Source organism: Citrobacter sp. Cf072 (genome assembly GCF_030334485.1).
GTDB lineage: Bacteria > Pseudomonadota > Gammaproteobacteria > Enterobacterales > Enterobacteriaceae > Citrobacter > Citrobacter freundii.
The window spans coordinates 813,311-829,439 of record NZ_JAOWDX010000047.1 but is presented as its reverse complement, the minus strand read 5'-3'; the positions used below and the strand labels follow the sequence as shown (position 1 = coordinate 829,439).

Genomic DNA, 16,129 nt, shown 5'->3' with positions numbered 1-16,129 from the left:
GCCCATCGTTTTGCTTCAGAGTGAGTTAGCATGACTCCTCCCGATATTTGCTACCTGTATAAGCGTAGCTGTCAGGATGTGATTCGGCTGGCTTTTTAACCACGTTGTCTATACCGGCATGAGCTGGATGAAAATTCTCCAGTTGTTGAAAACGCGTAATCTGCCCACACTAACCAGATATACGTTGGAATTATTCATTACGTCTATGACTATCAATAACTTTTTATATTTTGTAAAATAATTTGAATTGGATTAATGTGACGTCAAAATCACTGGAGAAAGTCTTATGAAACTCGCCATCTATAGTACAAAACAGTACGACAAGAAGTATCTGCAGCAGGTTAACGAGGCTTTTGGTTTTGAACTTGAATTCTTTGACTTTCTGCTGACGGAAAAAACAGCCAAAACCGCCCATGGCTGCGAAGCCGTGTGCATTTTCGTCAACGACGATGGTAGCCGCCCTGTTCTGGAAGAGCTGAAAAAGCATGGCGTGAAATATATCGCGCTACGTTGCGCCGGGTTCAACAACGTCGATCTCGACGCTGCAAAAGAGCTGGGTATGCAGGTCGTACGTGTGCCAGCCTATTCACCGGAAGCCGTCGCTGAGCATGCGATTGGCATGATGATGACGCTGAATCGCCGCATTCACCGCGCTTATCAGCGTACCCGTGATGCCAACTTCTCTCTTGAAGGGCTGACCGGCTTTACCATGTATGGCAAAACGGCTGGGGTGATCGGTACCGGTAAAATCGGTATTGCGGCCCTGCGGATCCTGAAAGGTTTTGGTATGCGCCTGCTGGCGTTTGATCCCTACCCAAGCGCTGCTGCGCTGGAGTTAGGCGTTGAATATGTCGATCTTAAAACGCTATTTGCCGAGTCCGATGTCATCTCTCTGCACTGCCCGTTAACACCGGAGAATTATCATCTGCTCAATCACGAAGCCTTTGAGCAAATGAAAAACGGCGTGATGGTTATTAACACCAGTCGTGGTGCATTGATCGACTCGCAAGCCGCTATCGATGCGCTGAAAAACCAGAAAATTGGTTCTCTGGGTATGGACGTGTATGAAAACGAACGCGATCTGTTCTTTGAAGATAAATCCAATGACGTGATTCAGGATGATGTGTTCCGTCGTCTGTCGGCCTGTCATAACGTGTTGTTTACCGGGCACCAGGCGTTCCTGACCGCCGAAGCGTTAACCAGCATTTCTGAGACTACGCTACAGAATCTGGCACAAATCTCCAAAGGCGAAACCTGTCCAAACGCCCTCTTCTGATTTCCGTGCTCCCCTGGATTCAGGGGAGCATTTTCAGACAATCACCGATGATAAAACACTCAGTATCATTATTATATTGAATGTATTCCCGTCACAAACCCAGAGAAATAGAATGAAGAAAGTTGTCACGTTGATTGCGCTCAGCATGCTGATGGCTGGCTGTGTGAGCAATGGAAAAGTGTCCGTCAATCGCGAACAGTTGCAGCATCACCGCTTCGTTTTGCAGAGCGTCAATGGCAAGCCGGTAACCGTCGCCAATAACCCACCTGAATTAAGTTTCGGTGAAAATATGACGGTGTCGGGAAAAATGTGTAATCAGTTCCATGGTCAGGGCAAGCTGTCCGACGGTGAATTAAAAGTGAAAGACATGGCAATGACGCGCATGATGTGCGCCGATCCACAGCTTAACGCGCTCGACGGCATCGTCAGCGAGATGTTTAAGCAAGGCGCACAGGTTGATCTGACTGCTGACCAGTTAACACTGGCTACGGCAGAACAAACGTTGACGTTTAAACTGGCAGATTTAATGTAGTAAAAGCAGTGGCTCAATAATTCCCACAGCTTCCGGCGGCAAGCGACTGCTCACTACAGCGTTTGCCGTTAGGTAATGCACACATGCCGATGGCAGAACCATCCAGTTGGCGTGCCACGGAGAGCGAACCTCCAATCATGGCGCAATTTGCCTCTCCAGAACTGGACATTGCGGCCTTCATCCCCGGTGCGACATGAGCGGCGGTTGCCTGCTGAACAGGTTCACTGCTGCACGCCGATAATAATAACGCGGCACACCCTACCCAAAACGCTGCGCGCATCTTACTCCCCTCTGAAAATTAACCAAACGACACAGCCATAAATAATAGGCAGCGGAAACATTGCCGTCGAGAGGCAAAATGCGCATTTATGCGTGCTGTTTACATTTTCTGGCAATTTTTTGGCTACTCCTTTGATCAAACCATTCATTCTGATTATTCCCAGGACACAAAAGCGAAAATCTGTCTTTAGCGCTTTTGCTAAAATAGAAGGATAACTACAGGATTCGCCGCAGTTACGCGAGTCCCTCTTTTTGCGCAATGTAAGGGTGTCAGTATGATCACAATTGACGGTAATGGTGCGGTTGCTTCAGTCGCATTTCGTACCAGCGAAGTTATCGCCATCTACCCGATTACGCCCAGTTCGACGATGGCTGAACAGGCAGATGCCTGGGCCGGAAACGGGCTTAAAAACGTCTGGGGAGATACCCCTCGCGTCGTAGAAATGCAGTCAGAAGGCGGCGCAATCGCGACCGTTCACGGTGCATTGCAGACCGGTGCGCTCTCTACGTCGTTTACCTCATCGCAGGGCCTGTTGCTGATGATCCCAACGCTGTACAAACTGGCCGGTCAGTTGACGCCATTTGTGCTGCACGTTGCCGCGCGTACCATTGCTACTCATGCGCTGTCTATCTTCGGTGACCATTCCGACGTAATGGCAGTGCGCCAGACAGGGTGCGCGATGCTGTGTGCCAGCAGCGTACAGGAAGCACAGGACTTTGCGCTCATTTCACAAATGGCCACTCTGAAAAGTCGGGTTCCGTTTATTCATTTCTTTGATGGTTTCCGCACATCGCATGAAATCAATAAAATTGTGCCGCTGGCCGATGACACGATCCTCAGCCTGATGCCGCAAGCTGAAATTGATGCGCATCGTGCCCGCGCGCTGAACCCTGAACATCCCGTTATTCGCGGGACATCTGCGAACCCGGATACCTACTTCCAGTCGCGTGAAGCGACAAACCCCTGGTACAACGCGGTTTACGAAAACGTCGAACAGGCGATGAACGACTTCGCCGCGGCGACGGGCCGCCAGTATCAACCCTTTGAGTATTACGGTCATCCACAGGCGGAACGTGTCATTATCTTGATGGGTTCTGCAATTGGTACCTGCGAAGAAGTCGTCGAAGAGTTACTTGCTCGTGGAGAGAAAGTTGGCGTCCTGAAAGTTCGGCTGTTCCGCCCATTCTCTGCCAAACATTTACTGCGCGCCCTGCCGGAAACCGTACGCAGCATCGCCGTTCTGGATCGCACTAAAGAGCCGGGTGCCCAGGCAGAACCGCTGTATCTGGATGTAATGACCGCGCTGGCGGAAGCCTTTAACTGCGGCGAGCGGGAAACCCTACCGCGCGTAATTGGCGGGCGTTATGGCCTTTCTTCCAAAGAGTTTGGCCCGGACTGCGTCATGGCGGTCTTTACTGAGCTGAGTAGCGCGAAGCCGAAACCTCGCTTTACGGTTGGTATCTATGATGATGTCACCAACCTGTCACTACCGCTACCGGAAAACACCCTGCCCGGTACCGCGAAGCTCGAAGCGCTGTTCTACGGTCTGGGCAGTGACGGCAGCGTGTCGGCCACCAAAAATAATATCAAGATTATCGGTAACTCGACGCCGTGGTATGCGCAGGGTTATTTCGTGTATGACTCGAAAAAAGCAGGCGGTCTGACGGTTTCTCACCTGCGCGTCAGCGAGCAGCCTATTCGATCAGCGAATCTGGTTTCACAAGCCGATTTTGTTGGCTGTCACCAACTGCAATTTATCGATAAGTATCAGATGGCCGAGCGCCTGAAACCAGGCGGGATCTTCCTGCTTAATACTCCTTACAACGTGGATGAAGTCTGGGCGCGTTTGCCGCAGGAAGTTCAGGCAGTACTGAATCAGAAGAAGGCCCGTTTCTACGTGATTAATGCGGCCAAAATCGCTCGCGAATGCGGTCTGGCAGCGCGTATTAACACCGTTATGCAAATGGCATTCTTCCATTTGACGCAAATCTTACCCGGCGACAGCGCGTTGGTTGAATTGCAGGGTGCGATTGCGAAAAGCTATAGCAGTAAAGGTCAGGATCTGGTTGAACGTAACTGGCAGGCGCTGGCTCTGGCGCGTGAATCCGTCGCCGAAGTGGCACTCCAGCCAGTTGACCCGCACAGCGCTAACCGCCCACCGGTGGTTTCTGATGCCGCGCCGGATTTCGTGAAAACCGTTACCGCGGCAATGCTCGCCGGTCTGGGTGATGCTCTTCCCGTATCCGCGCTGCCGCCAGACGGCACCTGGCCAATGGGCACCACGCGTTGGGAAAAACGCAATATCGCCGAAGAGATCCCCATCTGGAAGGAAGAGCTGTGTACCCAGTGTAACCACTGCGTTGCCGCTTGCCCGCACTCGGCAATCCGCGCCAAAGTGGTTTCACCAGAAGCGATGGAAAACGCCCCTGCCAGCCTGCATTCTCTGGATGTGAAATCACGCGATATGCGCGGTCAGAAATATGTCCTGCAGGTTGCGCCTGAGGATTGCACCGGTTGTAATCTGTGCGTCGAAGTGTGCCCGGCGAAAGACAGGCAGAATCCGGAGATCAAGGCCATCAATATGATGTCGCGCCTTGAGCATGTTGAAGAAGAAAAAGTTAACTACGACTTCTTCCTCAATCTGCCGGAAATAGACCGCACTAAACTGGAACGCATTGATATTCGTACCTCACAGTTGATAACGCCGCTGTTTGAATATTCCGGCGCCTGCTCGGGCTGTGGTGAAACGCCGTATATCAAGCTGCTTACGCAACTGTACGGCGACCGCATGCTGATCGCCAATGCGACCGGCTGTTCATCGATTTATGGCGGTAACCTGCCCTCAACGCCGTATACCACCGACGCTAACGGTCGTGGGCCCGCGTGGGCAAACTCACTGTTTGAGGATAACGCCGAGTTCGGTCTGGGCTTCCGTCTGACGGTAGATCAGCACCGTGTGCGCGTTATGCGTTTATTGGAACAGTTTGCCGATAACATTCCGGCTGAACTGAATGACGCCCTGCACGCTGAAGCGACGCCAGAAGTACGCCGTGAACAAGTTGCCGCGCTGCGCCAGCACCTGAAAGATGTCGAAGGCGCACAGCAGCTGTTAACCGATGCCGACGCGTTGGTCGAGAAATCCATCTGGCTGATTGGCGGCGACGGCTGGGCTTACGATATTGGTTTTGGCGGTCTGGATCACGTCCTGAGTCTGACCGAGAACGTCAATATTCTGGTGCTGGATACTCAATGTTACTCCAACACGGGTGGACAAGCGTCGAAAGCCACACCGCTCGGGGCTGTCACCAAATTTGGCGAACACGGCAAGCGCAAGGCGCGTAAAGATCTTGGCGTCAGTATGATGATGTACGGGCACGTGTATGTTGCACAGATCTCTCTGGGCGCACAGTTGAACCAGACGGTGAAAGCGATTCAGGAAGCAGAAGCCTATCCGGGTCCGTCGCTGATTATCGCCTATAGCCCATGTGAGGAGCACGGTTATGATCTCGCGCTAAGCCACGATCAGATGCGCCAGCTGACGGCGACCGGATTCTGGCCGCTGTACCGCTTTGATCCGCGTCGTGCAGATGAAGGTAAATTGCCGCTGGCGCTGGACTCTCGCCCACCGTCAGACGCGCTGGCCGAAACATTGCTTAACGAACAGCGCTTCCGCCGCCTGAATGCCCAACAGCCAGAAGTTGCTGAGCAGTTGTGGAAAGACGCCGCCGCCGATCTGCAAAAACGCTACGACTTCCTGGCCCAACTGGCAGGTAAAGCAGAAAAGAGCGGTGCCGAGTAATACATTTATCTCAGTATTTGCCTGGAACCAAAAAAAAAGCCCGAACAGTTGTTCGGGCTTGTCAATTTATTCGCTGGCTAATTAATAATTACCATCAATATACCAACGAAAAATAAAACGTGACAATAAAGGCATATAACACGCGCAGAATAGCCCAACAAAATTCAATTGTATAATTTTTATTTTATATATTTTCACGCAACACATTCATCGCAATTATCATCATTTCCGTAGAATTATTTATTTAAGGTTTTACTTAAGGCGTAACAATTCATATTTATCTCTTTACGGAACTTCTCCTTTAGCATGCTTTTACTCCCTACATGGGTAGTCACAGGTTAATAAAAAAACTAAAGGATTATTTCAATGAACAGAAAAGTACTGGCTCTCATAATTCCTGCCCTGCTGGCTGCAGGCGCTGCTCACGCTGCTGAAGTTTATAATAAAGACGGCAACAAATTAGATCTCTACGGTAAAGTAGACGGCCTGCGTTATTTCTCTGATGATGCCAACAAAGATGGCGATCAGACTTATGTTCGTGGCGGCTTCAAAGGTGAAACTCAGATCAACGATATGCTCACCGGTTACGGTCAGTGGGAATATCAGGTCAATGCCAACACCACTGAAGGCAACCGCAACAATAATTTCACTCGTCTGGCCTTTGCCGGTCTGAAATTCGGCGACTACGGCTCATTCGACTACGGCCGTAACTACGGCGTACTGTACGACGTAGAAGGCTGGACCGATATGCTGCCTGAGTTCGGCGGTGACTCCTACACCTATGCTGATAACTTTATGACCGGCCGTGCTAACGGCGTAGCAACTTACCGTAACACCGATTTCTTCGGTCTGGTAAACGGTCTGAACTTTGCACTGCAGTATCAGGGCGCAAACGAACAAGCGGGTGATGAGCAGGAAGGTACCGGTAACGGTAACGGCGGCGACCGTAACGTTCAGAACTCTAACGGCGACGGCTTCGGTATCTCCTCTACCTACGATCTGGGTATGGGCGTGAGCTTCGGTGCGGCATACTCTACTTCTGACCGTACTAACGAGCAGGTTAACGCAGGTAAAGCTGGCGGCAACGTTGCTGGCGGTGATACCGCTGACGCATGGACTACCGGCCTGAAATACGATGCCAACAACATCTATCTGGCAACCATGTACTCCGAAACCCGTAACATGACTCCGTACGGCGACAGCGGCGTAGCCAACAAAACCCAGAACTTCGAAGTCACTGCACAGTACCAGTTCGACTTCGGTCTGCGTCCGGCTGTGTCTTTCCTGATGTCTAAAGGTAAAGACCTGAACGCTACCGACGGTGACAAAGACCTGGTTAAATATGCTGATATCGGCGCTACCTACTACTTCAACAAAAACATGTCCACCTATGTTGATTACAAAATCAACCTGCTGGACGAAGACGACAGCTTCTACACTCGTAACAACATCTCTACTGATGACGTAGTTGCATTAGGTCTGGTTTACCAGTTCTAATCCGTCAGCCCGCTGGCAACAGCGGGCTCTCTTTATGTTCTAACAATTCTGTTTTATCCAGATCAAAACATTATATCTGTTGCGTTAAAACATCTCTCTGATAGATGATATCTTGCATTAAGACCTGTAGTAGAGGATACCTGCAATGAATCATCATCCTGTAAAATCATCCCGTATTGCATCCGTCGGCTATGACGAATCCTCTCACACGCTGGAAATTCGCTTTCACCAATTGGCTACCCTGCAATATCAGCCTGTCCCTGCCCGTATTTTTCGTGATTTCCTGAGCGTGGTCTCGAAAGGTCGATTTTACGACGGCGTAATAAAAGGCAAGTTTCCTGAAATCAAAATAAAGTGATGCCAAAATGTGATCTTTGTCATTGTACATAAAGTGCCATTACGCGGTAAGCTTTAGGTGGATACTTAAACAGGAGGTTTTATGAACAGAACGATTCTTGTACCCATCGATATTTCAGACTCAGAATTAACTCAACGCGTTATTGCCCATGTTGAAGCAGAGGCCAAAATTGACGATGCGCAGGTCCATTTTCTGACCGTAATTCCGTCACTGCCCTACTACGCTTCTCTGGGACTGGCCTACTCGGCAGAGTTACCGGCCATGGACGATCTGAAAGCCGAAGCAAAATCTCAACTGGAAGAGATTATCAAGAAGTTCAATATCCCAACGGACAGAGTGCACATTCATGTCGCAGAAGGTGCGCCGAAAGATAAGATTCTGGAGATCGCCAAAAAATTACCGGCTGATATGGTCATTATTGCCTCACACCGACCTGACATCACCACCTACCTGCTGGGCTCTAACGCCGCAGCAGTAGTGCGTCATGCGGAGTGTTCGGTACTGGTAGTCCGCTAAGCTTTCAGGCCCGCACATCGCTGCGGGCTTTTTGTTTCTACCACTTATACCCCACGATTCCTGTCCTAAATGTGCTGACATTTTTCCCGCTTATCCGTACCATACACGCCACAGTTTTTATATCAGACTTCTTTTGCCGGACTATCCGGCGTGATGCATACTCTTCTGATGCCACACTATGAATTGAGCCTCTATTAAATGTCGCAAAATCAAGATATTAGCAAGAAAGAACAATACAACCTGAACAAATTGCAAAAACGTCTGCGTCGTAACGTGGGCGAAGCCATTGCCGACTTCAATATGATCGAAGACGGCGATCGCATTATGGTGTGTCTTTCCGGCGGGAAAGACAGCTATACCATGCTGGAGATCCTGCGTAATTTGCAGCAAAGCGCCCCGATCAGTTTTTCCTTGGTTGCGGTTAACCTCGATCAAAAACAACCCGGCTTCCCAGAGCACATTCTGCCGGAGTATCTGGAACAGCTGGGCGTTGAGTACAAGATTGTTGAAGAAAACACTTACGGGATCGTCAAAGACAAAATCCCTGAAGGCAAAACGACCTGCTCGCTCTGCTCTCGCCTGCGTCGCGGCATTCTGTACCGTACGGCAACCGAGTTAGGTGCCACCAAGATTGCGCTCGGCCACCATCGCGACGACATCCTGCAAACGCTGTTTTTAAACATGTTCTACGGCGGAAAAATGAAAGGTATGCCGCCGAAGCTGATGAGTGATGACGGTAAGCACATCGTGATCCGTCCGCTGGCTTACTGTCGTGAGAAAGATATCGAGCGCTTCTCCGAAGCGAAAGGTTTCCCGATTATTCCGTGCAATCTGTGCGGCTCACAGCCTAACCTGCAGCGTCAGGTCATTGCTGACATGCTGCGTGACTGGGACAAACGCTATCCAGGTCGGATTGAAACCATGTTCAGTGCGATGCAGAACGTTGTGCCTTCACATCTGAGCGATATCAATCTGTTCGATTTTAAAGGCATTAAGCACGGTTCAGAGGTTGTGGACGGCGGTGATTTAGCGTTCGATCGTGAAGAGATCCCGCTACAGCCTGCGGGCTGGCAGCCAGAGGAAGATGATGCTCAACTGGATGAGTTACGCCTGAACGTGGTGGAAGTGAAGTAAGGCGATTTTGTAAACGTCTTATCAGGCCTACAACGAGCATATACCCGTTGTAGGCCTGGTAAGCGGAGCACCATCAGGCACTCCAATGGGTATTTATTTCAATAAACGAACTCGGCAAGTCTTGCCTTTAATCTTACCGTTTTGCAATTGTTTCCACGCCTTGTGCGCTATGTTCTGGCGAACGGCGACATAGACGTGTGCCGGATGAACGGCAATTTTGCCGATATCGGCGCCATCCAGGCCAATATCACCGGTCAGAGCCCCCAGAACATCACCAGGACGCATTTTAGCCTTTTTGCCACCATCAATGCATAACGTCGCCATCTCTGCTTCCAGCGGCAGGATGGACACGTTAGCTGGCGCTGGCAGCCAGTTCAGCTTCAATTGCAGCATTTCAGAAAGAATATTGGCACGCTGCGCTTCTTCCGGCGCACAGAAACTAATCGCCAGACCGCTGTTACCGGCTCGCGCGGTACGTCCGATACGATGGACATGAACCTCCGGATCCCACGCCAGTTCGAAATTAACTACCAGTTCGAGTGATTTAATATCCAGGCCACGTGCGGCCACATCGGTAGCAACCAGAACGCGTGCGCTGCCGTTGGCAAAACGCACCAGCGTCTGGTCGCGATCGCGCTGTTCAAGATCGCCATGCAGTGAAAGTGCGCTTTGCCCCGCCGCATTCAATGCGTCACACACGGCCTGACAGTCTTTTTTGGTGTTGCAAAAAACGACGCATGAAGCAGGCTGGTGCTGGCTGAGCAATTTTTGCAGCAGCGGAATTTTTCCGTGGCTGGAGGTTTCGAAAAACTGCTGTTCAATCGCCGGTAACGCATCGACCGTATCAATTTCAATGGTTAATGGATTTTGTTGCACCCGGCCACTGATGGCGGCAATGGCTTCCGGCCAGGTCGCAGAAAACAGCAAGGTCTGGCGAGAAGCTGGTGCAAAGCGAATGACATCATCAATCGCATCGCTAAAGCCCATATCCAGCATGCGGTCGGCTTCATCCATAACCAGCGTATTCAGGGCTTCCAGAGAAACGGTGCCTTTTTGCAGGTGGTCGAGTAAACGCCCCGGCGTGGCGACAATAATATGAGGTGCATGCTGCAGAGAGTCACGTTGTGCACCAAAGTGCTGCCCACCGCATAGCGTTAAGATCTTGGTGTTTGGCAGAAAGCGCGCTAAACGACGCAGTTCACCCGCCACCTGGTCGGCAAGCTCTCGGGTTGGGCACAGCACCAGTGACTGCGTCTGAAACAGCGCAGCATCAATGTGCTGTAATAACCCGAGACCAAAGGCCGCCGTTTTGCCACTGCCGGTTTTAGCCTGCACGCGAACATCTTTCCCCGCCAGGATTGCCGGTAATGCGGCAGCCTGAACAGGCGTCATTTCAAGATAACCCAGCTCGTTAAGGTTCTCGAGTTGGGCAGCAGGTAAAACATTCAGGGTTGAAAAAGCAGTCACAATTTAATCTCGCGGTAAAAACTCACATTCAGCAGGCGCGTATCCTCGCAGATCTGCGCCTACGATGCGACAATTTAATAGGTTCTTCATCCGGCGGCGGATCCGGCATTGGCTGCGGACGAGGAATGGGATCGGGAATGGGAACCGGGTCAGTCGGGAGCGAATCCGTGTGCGCAGTTGCAATCAGACAGGTCATATACTCCTCCAGTCATTCAGGTTGACTCTTTTAGGGTAGACGCTGATTTCCTGCAGGCAAAAAAAAGCCGACTAATCTAAGCCGGCGTCGTACGAATCAATTGTGCTATGCAGTAATTCAAAAAAGGAAGTAAGACAATATGGAGCGCAACGCCCATCGCTTGACGTTGCATTCACCTGCGAGAGAGATATTGCCCCGAATAGGTAGATGGTTTATTGACCTCGCTCAAAATTCAGGACGTTTTCATGCGCAAAAGTCACTAAAAAACGTTGTTGTTACAACCATTTACTACGATGCAACCATAAAGTAACACCACCAATCAGGACCACTAACAGAATACAAAAAAGTGAGAAACCGAACTGCCAACCACCGCCGGGGATACCGCCGAGGTTAACGCCGAAAAGCCCGGTTAAGAATGTGCTGGGAAGAAAAACCATTGCCATCAATGACATTGTATACGTTCGACGAGCCAGAGACTCCTGCATCACCTGCGCAATTTCATCCGCCATGATACCGGTCCTGGCAATACAGGCATCGATTTCATCCAGCCCTCTCCCCAGCCTGTCAGCGATATCCTGCATCCGTCGCCGATGGTCGTCAGTCATCCAGGACAACCTTTCGCTCGCCAGGCGGGCATAGACATCACGCTGTGGCGCCATATAACGGCGCATCACAATTAACTGCTTACGCAGTAATGCCAGGAAGCCACGCGGCGGGATCTGCTGATCGAGCAGGTTATCTTCCAGATCGATAATTTTGTCGTGCAACTGTTCGATAAATTCGCTGGCATGATCGGTCAGCGCATCACAAACATCCACCAGCCAACCGCCACAATCAGCCGGCCCTGTACCTTCCTGGAGGTCGCTGACCACATCATCCAGTGCCAGCACTTTGCGCTGACGCGTTGAGACAATCAGACGTTCATCCATATATAAACGCATCGCTACCAGTTGGTCAGGCCGCTCGTCGGTGCTGCCGTTGATACAGCGCAGCGTGATTAACGTACCTTCTCCTACCCTGCTGACACGCGGGCGCGTGCTTTCACCCGCCAGCGCATCACGCACGTTATTGGGAAGTAAGGGCGTTGTCGCCAGCCATTGCGCACTTTCAGGATGAGTATAATTAAGATGCAGCCAGCAGGGATGCTGAGTGTCGATAACATCGTTATCTTCCAGTGGTTTCACCCCACCACGCCCATCCAACAGCCAGGCAAACACGGCATCCGGCACATTAACATCCGTTCCCTTAATGGCTTCCACAGCGCCTCCACAAACATTCAGCTTTTTTCGTTAGTCTAGCCGTCAGAATATGTTAAGCAATATCTCATTGTCCCATTGTGCTGAAATGACTCATAAAAGTATCTGATAACAAAAAAAGCGCCGACAAATGTGGCGCTTGTTGCGAGGCACCCTGTTAAGCCCGCTGGCGTCTCTCAGATTCAAAAGCGTGACTTAAACGAAACTTGTGCGTTCGCGACTGGAGGTCAGTCACTTGATTTTTCAGAATATCCGAAGAGTCAGACAGTTCATCCACCATAATGGCGTTACTCTGGGTAACGTTTTCCAGTTCCGCGAGCGCATGAGTAATACTGATGATCCCTTTCTCCTGCTCCTGCGTAGTGGTTAATATCTCGCCCATCAGTTGGTTTAATTGCCCGGCGCCACCAACAATATCCTGCATATTTTTTTCAGCTTCACGCACAATAGCCGCGCCTTGCTGAACGTTTTCATGAGTTTGGGCAATCAGATGTTTAATATTCTTAGCGGCATCTGCGCTACGGTGCGCGAGCATTCGTACCTCTCCGGCCACCACGGAAAAACCTTTACCATGCTCTCCCGCTCTCGCCGCTTCTACGGCGGCATTCAATGCCAGAATATTTGTCTGGAATGCAATACCATCTATCAGGGTAATAATTTCTGTCATCTGCTGGGCGCACTCGGTGATCGACTGCATATTGGTTGCGACCTGCACCATTAAATCACCGCCCTGCCGGGCAGATAGTGTTGCAATATTGGCCTTAGCACTCGCCATTTGCGTATTCTCTGCATTGTTACGCGTGCTGACCGCTATTTCATCCATGTTGGCAGCCGTTTGCATTAATGCTCCGGATTGCTGCTCTGTTTTTACCGATAACTCAGCGCTGCGTTCCGCGAGCTGTTCAGAGAGCGCCATCGCCGTTTGCGAAGATGTTCTGATCTCATTAACGAGTGTTGAAATATTACTTGATAAACTATTAATGCCCGGTATTAATCTTCCCGCACAGTTATTGCCAAACTCTGGAATACTAATCGCCAGATTCCCGGAGGTTACCTCCTCAATGCTTCTTTTAACCGTATTAATTGGCACGACTAAATATTTCGTCATGTACCACCACAAACATAATATAGAAGTAAAACTGACCAAATTAGTTCCAATGATAATTACCGGGGGAGCGGAAAATATTATTTCAAAAACATTGAGAGCGACCGCCGTAATGAGCAGAAATAAAATAATAAAGGTTCTGACGCTAATATCATTTAACATTTTAGTCCTGTGCGCTAAGAAATAACGTGGATATTATTTTTTATAGCATCTGCAATGCAAATTTCCATAACGCGGAGACGAAAGACGAACTTTCAATGAGAGTCTGCAATCCTTTCACTTAAGACAGGTAATCACACTATTAATTTACATTAACCAGGTGTTTTATCCTACAAAGGATGAGACTGTCGCTTGTCGTTAGATTATTGTGATGACAAGCACGTCGTGTGCATAAAATGCACAGAATTATAAATCTTATGAATATTTGTATAAGTAAAGGTCTATCATTTTCGATGTTTGCCCCTTCCCTCTAATAGTCATTGTAAAAACACAAGAACATCCCAGGTTTTATCAGGTTAACTGGACAAAACCTGCTAAATTTATCATCACGTCTTTTTTTTGATAGGTAGTAAGATGTTGCACGTGTCGTGGGACCCTGTATTGATTGGGATTTCCTTTATTGTCGCGTTTATTGCCTCCTTTATTGCCCTCGACAGTGCGGGCAAAGTGGCAATTTCCAGCAGACGTGAATCTACCTTCTGGCGACTCTCTGGCGGCGCTACGCTGGGTATGGGGATCTGGTCGATGCATTTTATCGGTATGCTGGCCATGAAAATGAGTATGCCAATAAATTACCATTTATCCCTCACCGCGTTTTCGTTCTTTATTGCGCTCATTTCTGCGACAGTCGCCATCAATATCGCCATTTCTGGTAATACGCTATCAACAAAACGCCTGCTCATTGCTACCAGCATATTAAGTGCCGGTGTTGTTACAATGCACTACGTTGGTATGTATGCCGTTATCGAACATGTGGCTATAACCTGGGATCGCTCGCTGATCCTGCTCTCCGTGATTATTGCCGTCGCTGCGTCTGGCGTGGGTTTGTGGCTGGCCTTTCACTTACGCCAAAATAGCCGTCGAGCGCTAATAAATCGGCTTATTGCTGCCTTTATTATGGCGCTGGCAATAGCCTCTATGCATTACACCGGTATGGGAGCAGCTACGTTCACCCATTTTGGACACACTGCGCACGATGGTCTCAGCACGCTGGAACTTTCTATCTGGGTCTGCGCCGTCACGCTTGTTATTTTGGGGATCATGCTGGTGGTTTCGATGGTGGATTCGCAACTCCGTACCTCCCGACTGGCTGACAATCTGCATCAGTTGAACTGCCAGCTTGAGCATCAGGTTCACTTCGACGCGCTGACCGGTCTCGCTAATCGTACGCAAATAGACACCTGCTTACTGGCCTGCCTGCGGCATTCTAAACTGCATCAGCAGCATTTCGCGTTGGTATTTATCGACCTCGATCGTTTTAAAGTCGTTAACGATACCTGGGGACATCACATTGGCGATCAGCTACTGATAGCCAGTACACAGCGAATCTTCACTTGCCTTGATGACTCAATGACGCTGGCAAGACTGGGGGGCGATGAATTTATCCTGCTGATTCCAGACTGCAACCAGCAGGATATCTCCGCCCTGCTGACGCGGATTGCCGATGTGATCGGTGAACCCTTTACCTTGTTCGGACATACCATTCGGGTTTCGTTAAGTGCGGGGAGCAGTATTTACCCTGAGCATGGCTCAACGCTGCATGAGCTAAAAGTGAAGGCCGATATGGCGATGTATCATGTCAAACAGGCGGGCAGAAACGGCTGGGCTATTTATCATCCGGAAATGGAAGCTATCGCGGATACACCGCCGACATTTTTACAAGAATTGTCGCAAGCACTTGAACGCAACCAGTTTGAGCTATGGTATCAGCCTAAATATACCGCTGGAGATCATTTCCTGACCGGTTTTGAAGCATTATTACGCTGGCATCATCCGGAACGCGGCATGCTGCTGCCAGCCGAATTTCTTTCTGCGTTGGAAGATACGGGCCTGATTATTCCCGTTGGGAAATGGGTTATCCAGCAGGCATGCCTGCAGTTGCATCAATGGAAATTACAGGGAAATACAGAATGGACGCTCGCCGTTAACCTCTCACCCGCCCAGTTTGAACAGCATGATATTATTGATGTTGTTTGTAACGCCCTGGCGCAGTATCAACTGTCACCTGCTTGCCTCACGCTGGAACTCACTGAAAGCACCGCCCTTAAAAATTTGAAACGCAGTGTGGAAGTCCTGAATGCTTTTTCTGCTTTGGGGATCACCGTATCTATTGATGATTTCGGTACAGGTTATTCAAATATATTGATGCTGAAGTCTCTTCCGGCGCGCGAATTAAAAATTGACAGGATATTTGTCAAAGATATCAGCGAGAACAGCAAAAACACAAAAATTGTGTCTACCATTATTGACATAGCTCACTCCATGAATATGCGTGTGGTGGCAGAAGGAATAGAAACCCAGGAACAGGAAATACTCCTTTCTCAGATGGGGTGTAGCATGCTGCAAGGTTTCTTGTTTGCAAAACCGCTGCCAGCACATAAGATTCATGAACTGATACAACAAGAAAACAGTATCAAGCAAAAGCCAGTTGTACACCCCTTGTCTCACCGGCAATCAATAACATTGTGAGACGTAATATCTAAAAATATTCGCC

Annotated in this window: 13 protein-coding genes; 8 read left to right on the top strand and 5 right to left on the bottom strand. The window is 49.7% G+C overall.

Annotated features, from left to right (window positions below):
- Positions 1 to 286: 286 nt before the first annotated feature.
- Together OGX66_RS22750 and hslJ are read left to right on the top strand one after the other, a co-directional pair.
- Positions 287 to 1,276 carry a 2-hydroxyacid dehydrogenase gene (locus OGX66_RS22750; protein ID WP_003020354.1) on the top strand — a complete coding sequence of 330 codons (990 nt, stop codon included), beginning with the start codon at positions 287 to 289 and terminating at the stop codon, positions 1,274 to 1,276.
- 112 nt (positions 1,277 to 1,388) lie between these two features.
- Positions 1,389 to 1,808, top strand: a complete 420-nt coding sequence (hslJ, locus tag OGX66_RS22745) for a heat shock protein HslJ (protein WP_003840829.1) — start codon at positions 1,389 to 1,391, stop codon at positions 1,806 to 1,808.
- 13 nt (positions 1,809 to 1,821) lie between these two features.
- Here the strand turns inward: hslJ and OGX66_RS22740 are convergent, their stop codons facing one another.
- Positions 1,822 to 2,088 carry a putative hemolysin gene (locus tag OGX66_RS22740; RefSeq protein ID WP_003020360.1) on the bottom strand — a complete coding sequence of 89 codons (267 nt, stop codon included), beginning with the start codon at positions 2,086 to 2,088 and terminating at the stop codon, positions 1,822 to 1,824.
- 274 nt (positions 2,089 to 2,362) lie between these two features.
- Here OGX66_RS22740 and nifJ point away from each other — a divergent pair, with 274 nt between their 5' ends.
- From nifJ to ttcA, 5 genes are all read left to right on the top strand, one after another.
- Entirely contained in the window at positions 2,363 to 5,887 is a 3,525-nt protein-coding gene (gene nifJ / locus OGX66_RS22735; protein ID WP_270921823.1) for a pyruvate:ferredoxin (flavodoxin) oxidoreductase, read from the top strand.
- 366 nt (positions 5,888 to 6,253) lie between these two features.
- Positions 6,254 to 7,384, top strand: coding sequence for a porin OmpC (gene ompC, locus OGX66_RS22730; protein ID WP_003843927.1), 1,131 nt, complete (start codon positions 6,254 to 6,256; stop codon positions 7,382 to 7,384).
- A gap of 145 nt (positions 7,385 to 7,529) precedes the next feature.
- Positions 7,530 to 7,742: a KTSC domain-containing protein gene (locus OGX66_RS22725; protein ID WP_003020366.1), complete on the top strand. Its 213-nt coding sequence runs from the start codon at positions 7,530 to 7,532 to the stop codon at positions 7,740 to 7,742.
- 81 nt (positions 7,743 to 7,823) lie between these two features.
- On the top strand, positions 7,824 to 8,258 hold the full coding sequence (gene uspF, locus OGX66_RS22720) for a universal stress protein UspF (RefSeq protein ID WP_003020369.1): 435 nt from the start codon (positions 7,824 to 7,826) through the stop codon (positions 8,256 to 8,258).
- Positions 8,259 to 8,456: 198 nt separating this feature from the next.
- The gene (gene ttcA, locus OGX66_RS22715) at positions 8,457 to 9,392 is read left to right on the top strand and encodes a tRNA 2-thiocytidine(32) synthetase TtcA (protein ID WP_003833209.1); all 936 of its coding nucleotides are present in this window, start codon (positions 8,457 to 8,459) and stop codon (positions 9,390 to 9,392) included.
- A 93-nt stretch (positions 9,393 to 9,485) separates the two neighbouring features.
- On the opposite strand, the gene dbpA is transcribed toward ttcA, so the two are convergent.
- The 4 genes from dbpA to OGX66_RS22695 form a co-directional block, all read right to left on the bottom strand.
- The gene (gene dbpA, locus OGX66_RS22710; protein WP_057101443.1) at positions 9,486 to 10,859 is read right to left on the bottom strand and encodes an ATP-dependent RNA helicase DbpA; all 1,374 of its coding nucleotides are present in this window, start codon (positions 10,857 to 10,859) and stop codon (positions 9,486 to 9,488) included.
- Positions 10,860 to 10,887: 28 nt separating this feature from the next.
- Positions 10,888 to 11,055, bottom strand: coding sequence for a proline-rich small protein YnaL (gene ynaL, locus OGX66_RS22705; protein WP_008322343.1), 168 nt, complete (start codon positions 11,053 to 11,055; stop codon positions 10,888 to 10,890).
- Between the two features lie 275 nt (positions 11,056 to 11,330).
- The gene (zntB, locus tag OGX66_RS22700) at positions 11,331 to 12,314 is read right to left on the bottom strand and encodes a zinc transporter ZntB (protein ID WP_003020379.1); all 984 of its coding nucleotides are present in this window, start codon (positions 12,312 to 12,314) and stop codon (positions 11,331 to 11,333) included.
- 154 nt (positions 12,315 to 12,468) lie between these two features.
- Positions 12,469 to 13,578 (bottom strand): methyl-accepting chemotaxis protein, encoded by a 1,110-nt coding sequence (locus tag OGX66_RS22695; RefSeq protein ID WP_016150306.1) that lies wholly within the window; start codon positions 13,576 to 13,578, stop codon positions 12,469 to 12,471.
- 411 nt (positions 13,579 to 13,989) lie between these two features.
- On the opposite strand from OGX66_RS22695, the gene OGX66_RS22690 reads away from it, so the two are divergent.
- Complete coding sequence (locus tag OGX66_RS22690; protein ID WP_270921824.1) at positions 13,990 to 16,104, top strand: putative bifunctional diguanylate cyclase/phosphodiesterase; 2,115 nt, start codon at positions 13,990 to 13,992, stop codon at positions 16,102 to 16,104.
- Positions 16,105 to 16,129 lie beyond the last annotated feature (25 nt).

Excerpts from the sequence above, each read along its gene's own strand:
- OGX66_RS22725 (WP_003020366.1), top strand. The coding sequence starts at position 7,530 with ATGAATCATCATCCTGTAAAATCATCCCGTATTGCATCCGTCGGCTAT.
- OGX66_RS22750 (WP_003020354.1), top strand. The coding sequence starts at position 287 with ATGAAACTCGCCATCTATAGTACAAAACAGTACGACAAGAAGTATCTG.
- uspF (WP_003020369.1), top strand. The coding sequence starts at position 7,824 with ATGAACAGAACGATTCTTGTACCCATCGATATTTCAGACTCAGAATTA.
- ttcA (WP_003833209.1), top strand. The coding sequence starts at position 8,457 with ATGTCGCAAAATCAAGATATTAGCAAGAAAGAACAATACAACCTGAAC.
- OGX66_RS22695 (WP_016150306.1), bottom strand. The coding sequence starts at position 13,578 with ATGTTAAATGATATTAGCGTCAGAACCTTTATTATTTTATTTCTGCTC.
- OGX66_RS22740 (WP_003020360.1), bottom strand. The coding sequence starts at position 2,088 with ATGCGCGCAGCGTTTTGGGTAGGGTGTGCCGCGTTATTATTATCGGCG.
- hslJ (WP_003840829.1), top strand. The coding sequence starts at position 1,389 with ATGAAGAAAGTTGTCACGTTGATTGCGCTCAGCATGCTGATGGCTGGC.
- ynaL (WP_008322343.1), bottom strand. The coding sequence starts at position 11,055 with ATGACCTGTCTGATTGCAACTGCGCACACGGATTCGCTCCCGACTGAC.
- nifJ (WP_270921823.1), top strand. The coding sequence starts at position 2,363 with ATGATCACAATTGACGGTAATGGTGCGGTTGCTTCAGTCGCATTTCGT.
- ompC (WP_003843927.1), top strand. The coding sequence starts at position 6,254 with ATGAACAGAAAAGTACTGGCTCTCATAATTCCTGCCCTGCTGGCTGCA.
- OGX66_RS22690 (WP_270921824.1), top strand. The coding sequence starts at position 13,990 with ATGTTGCACGTGTCGTGGGACCCTGTATTGATTGGGATTTCCTTTATT.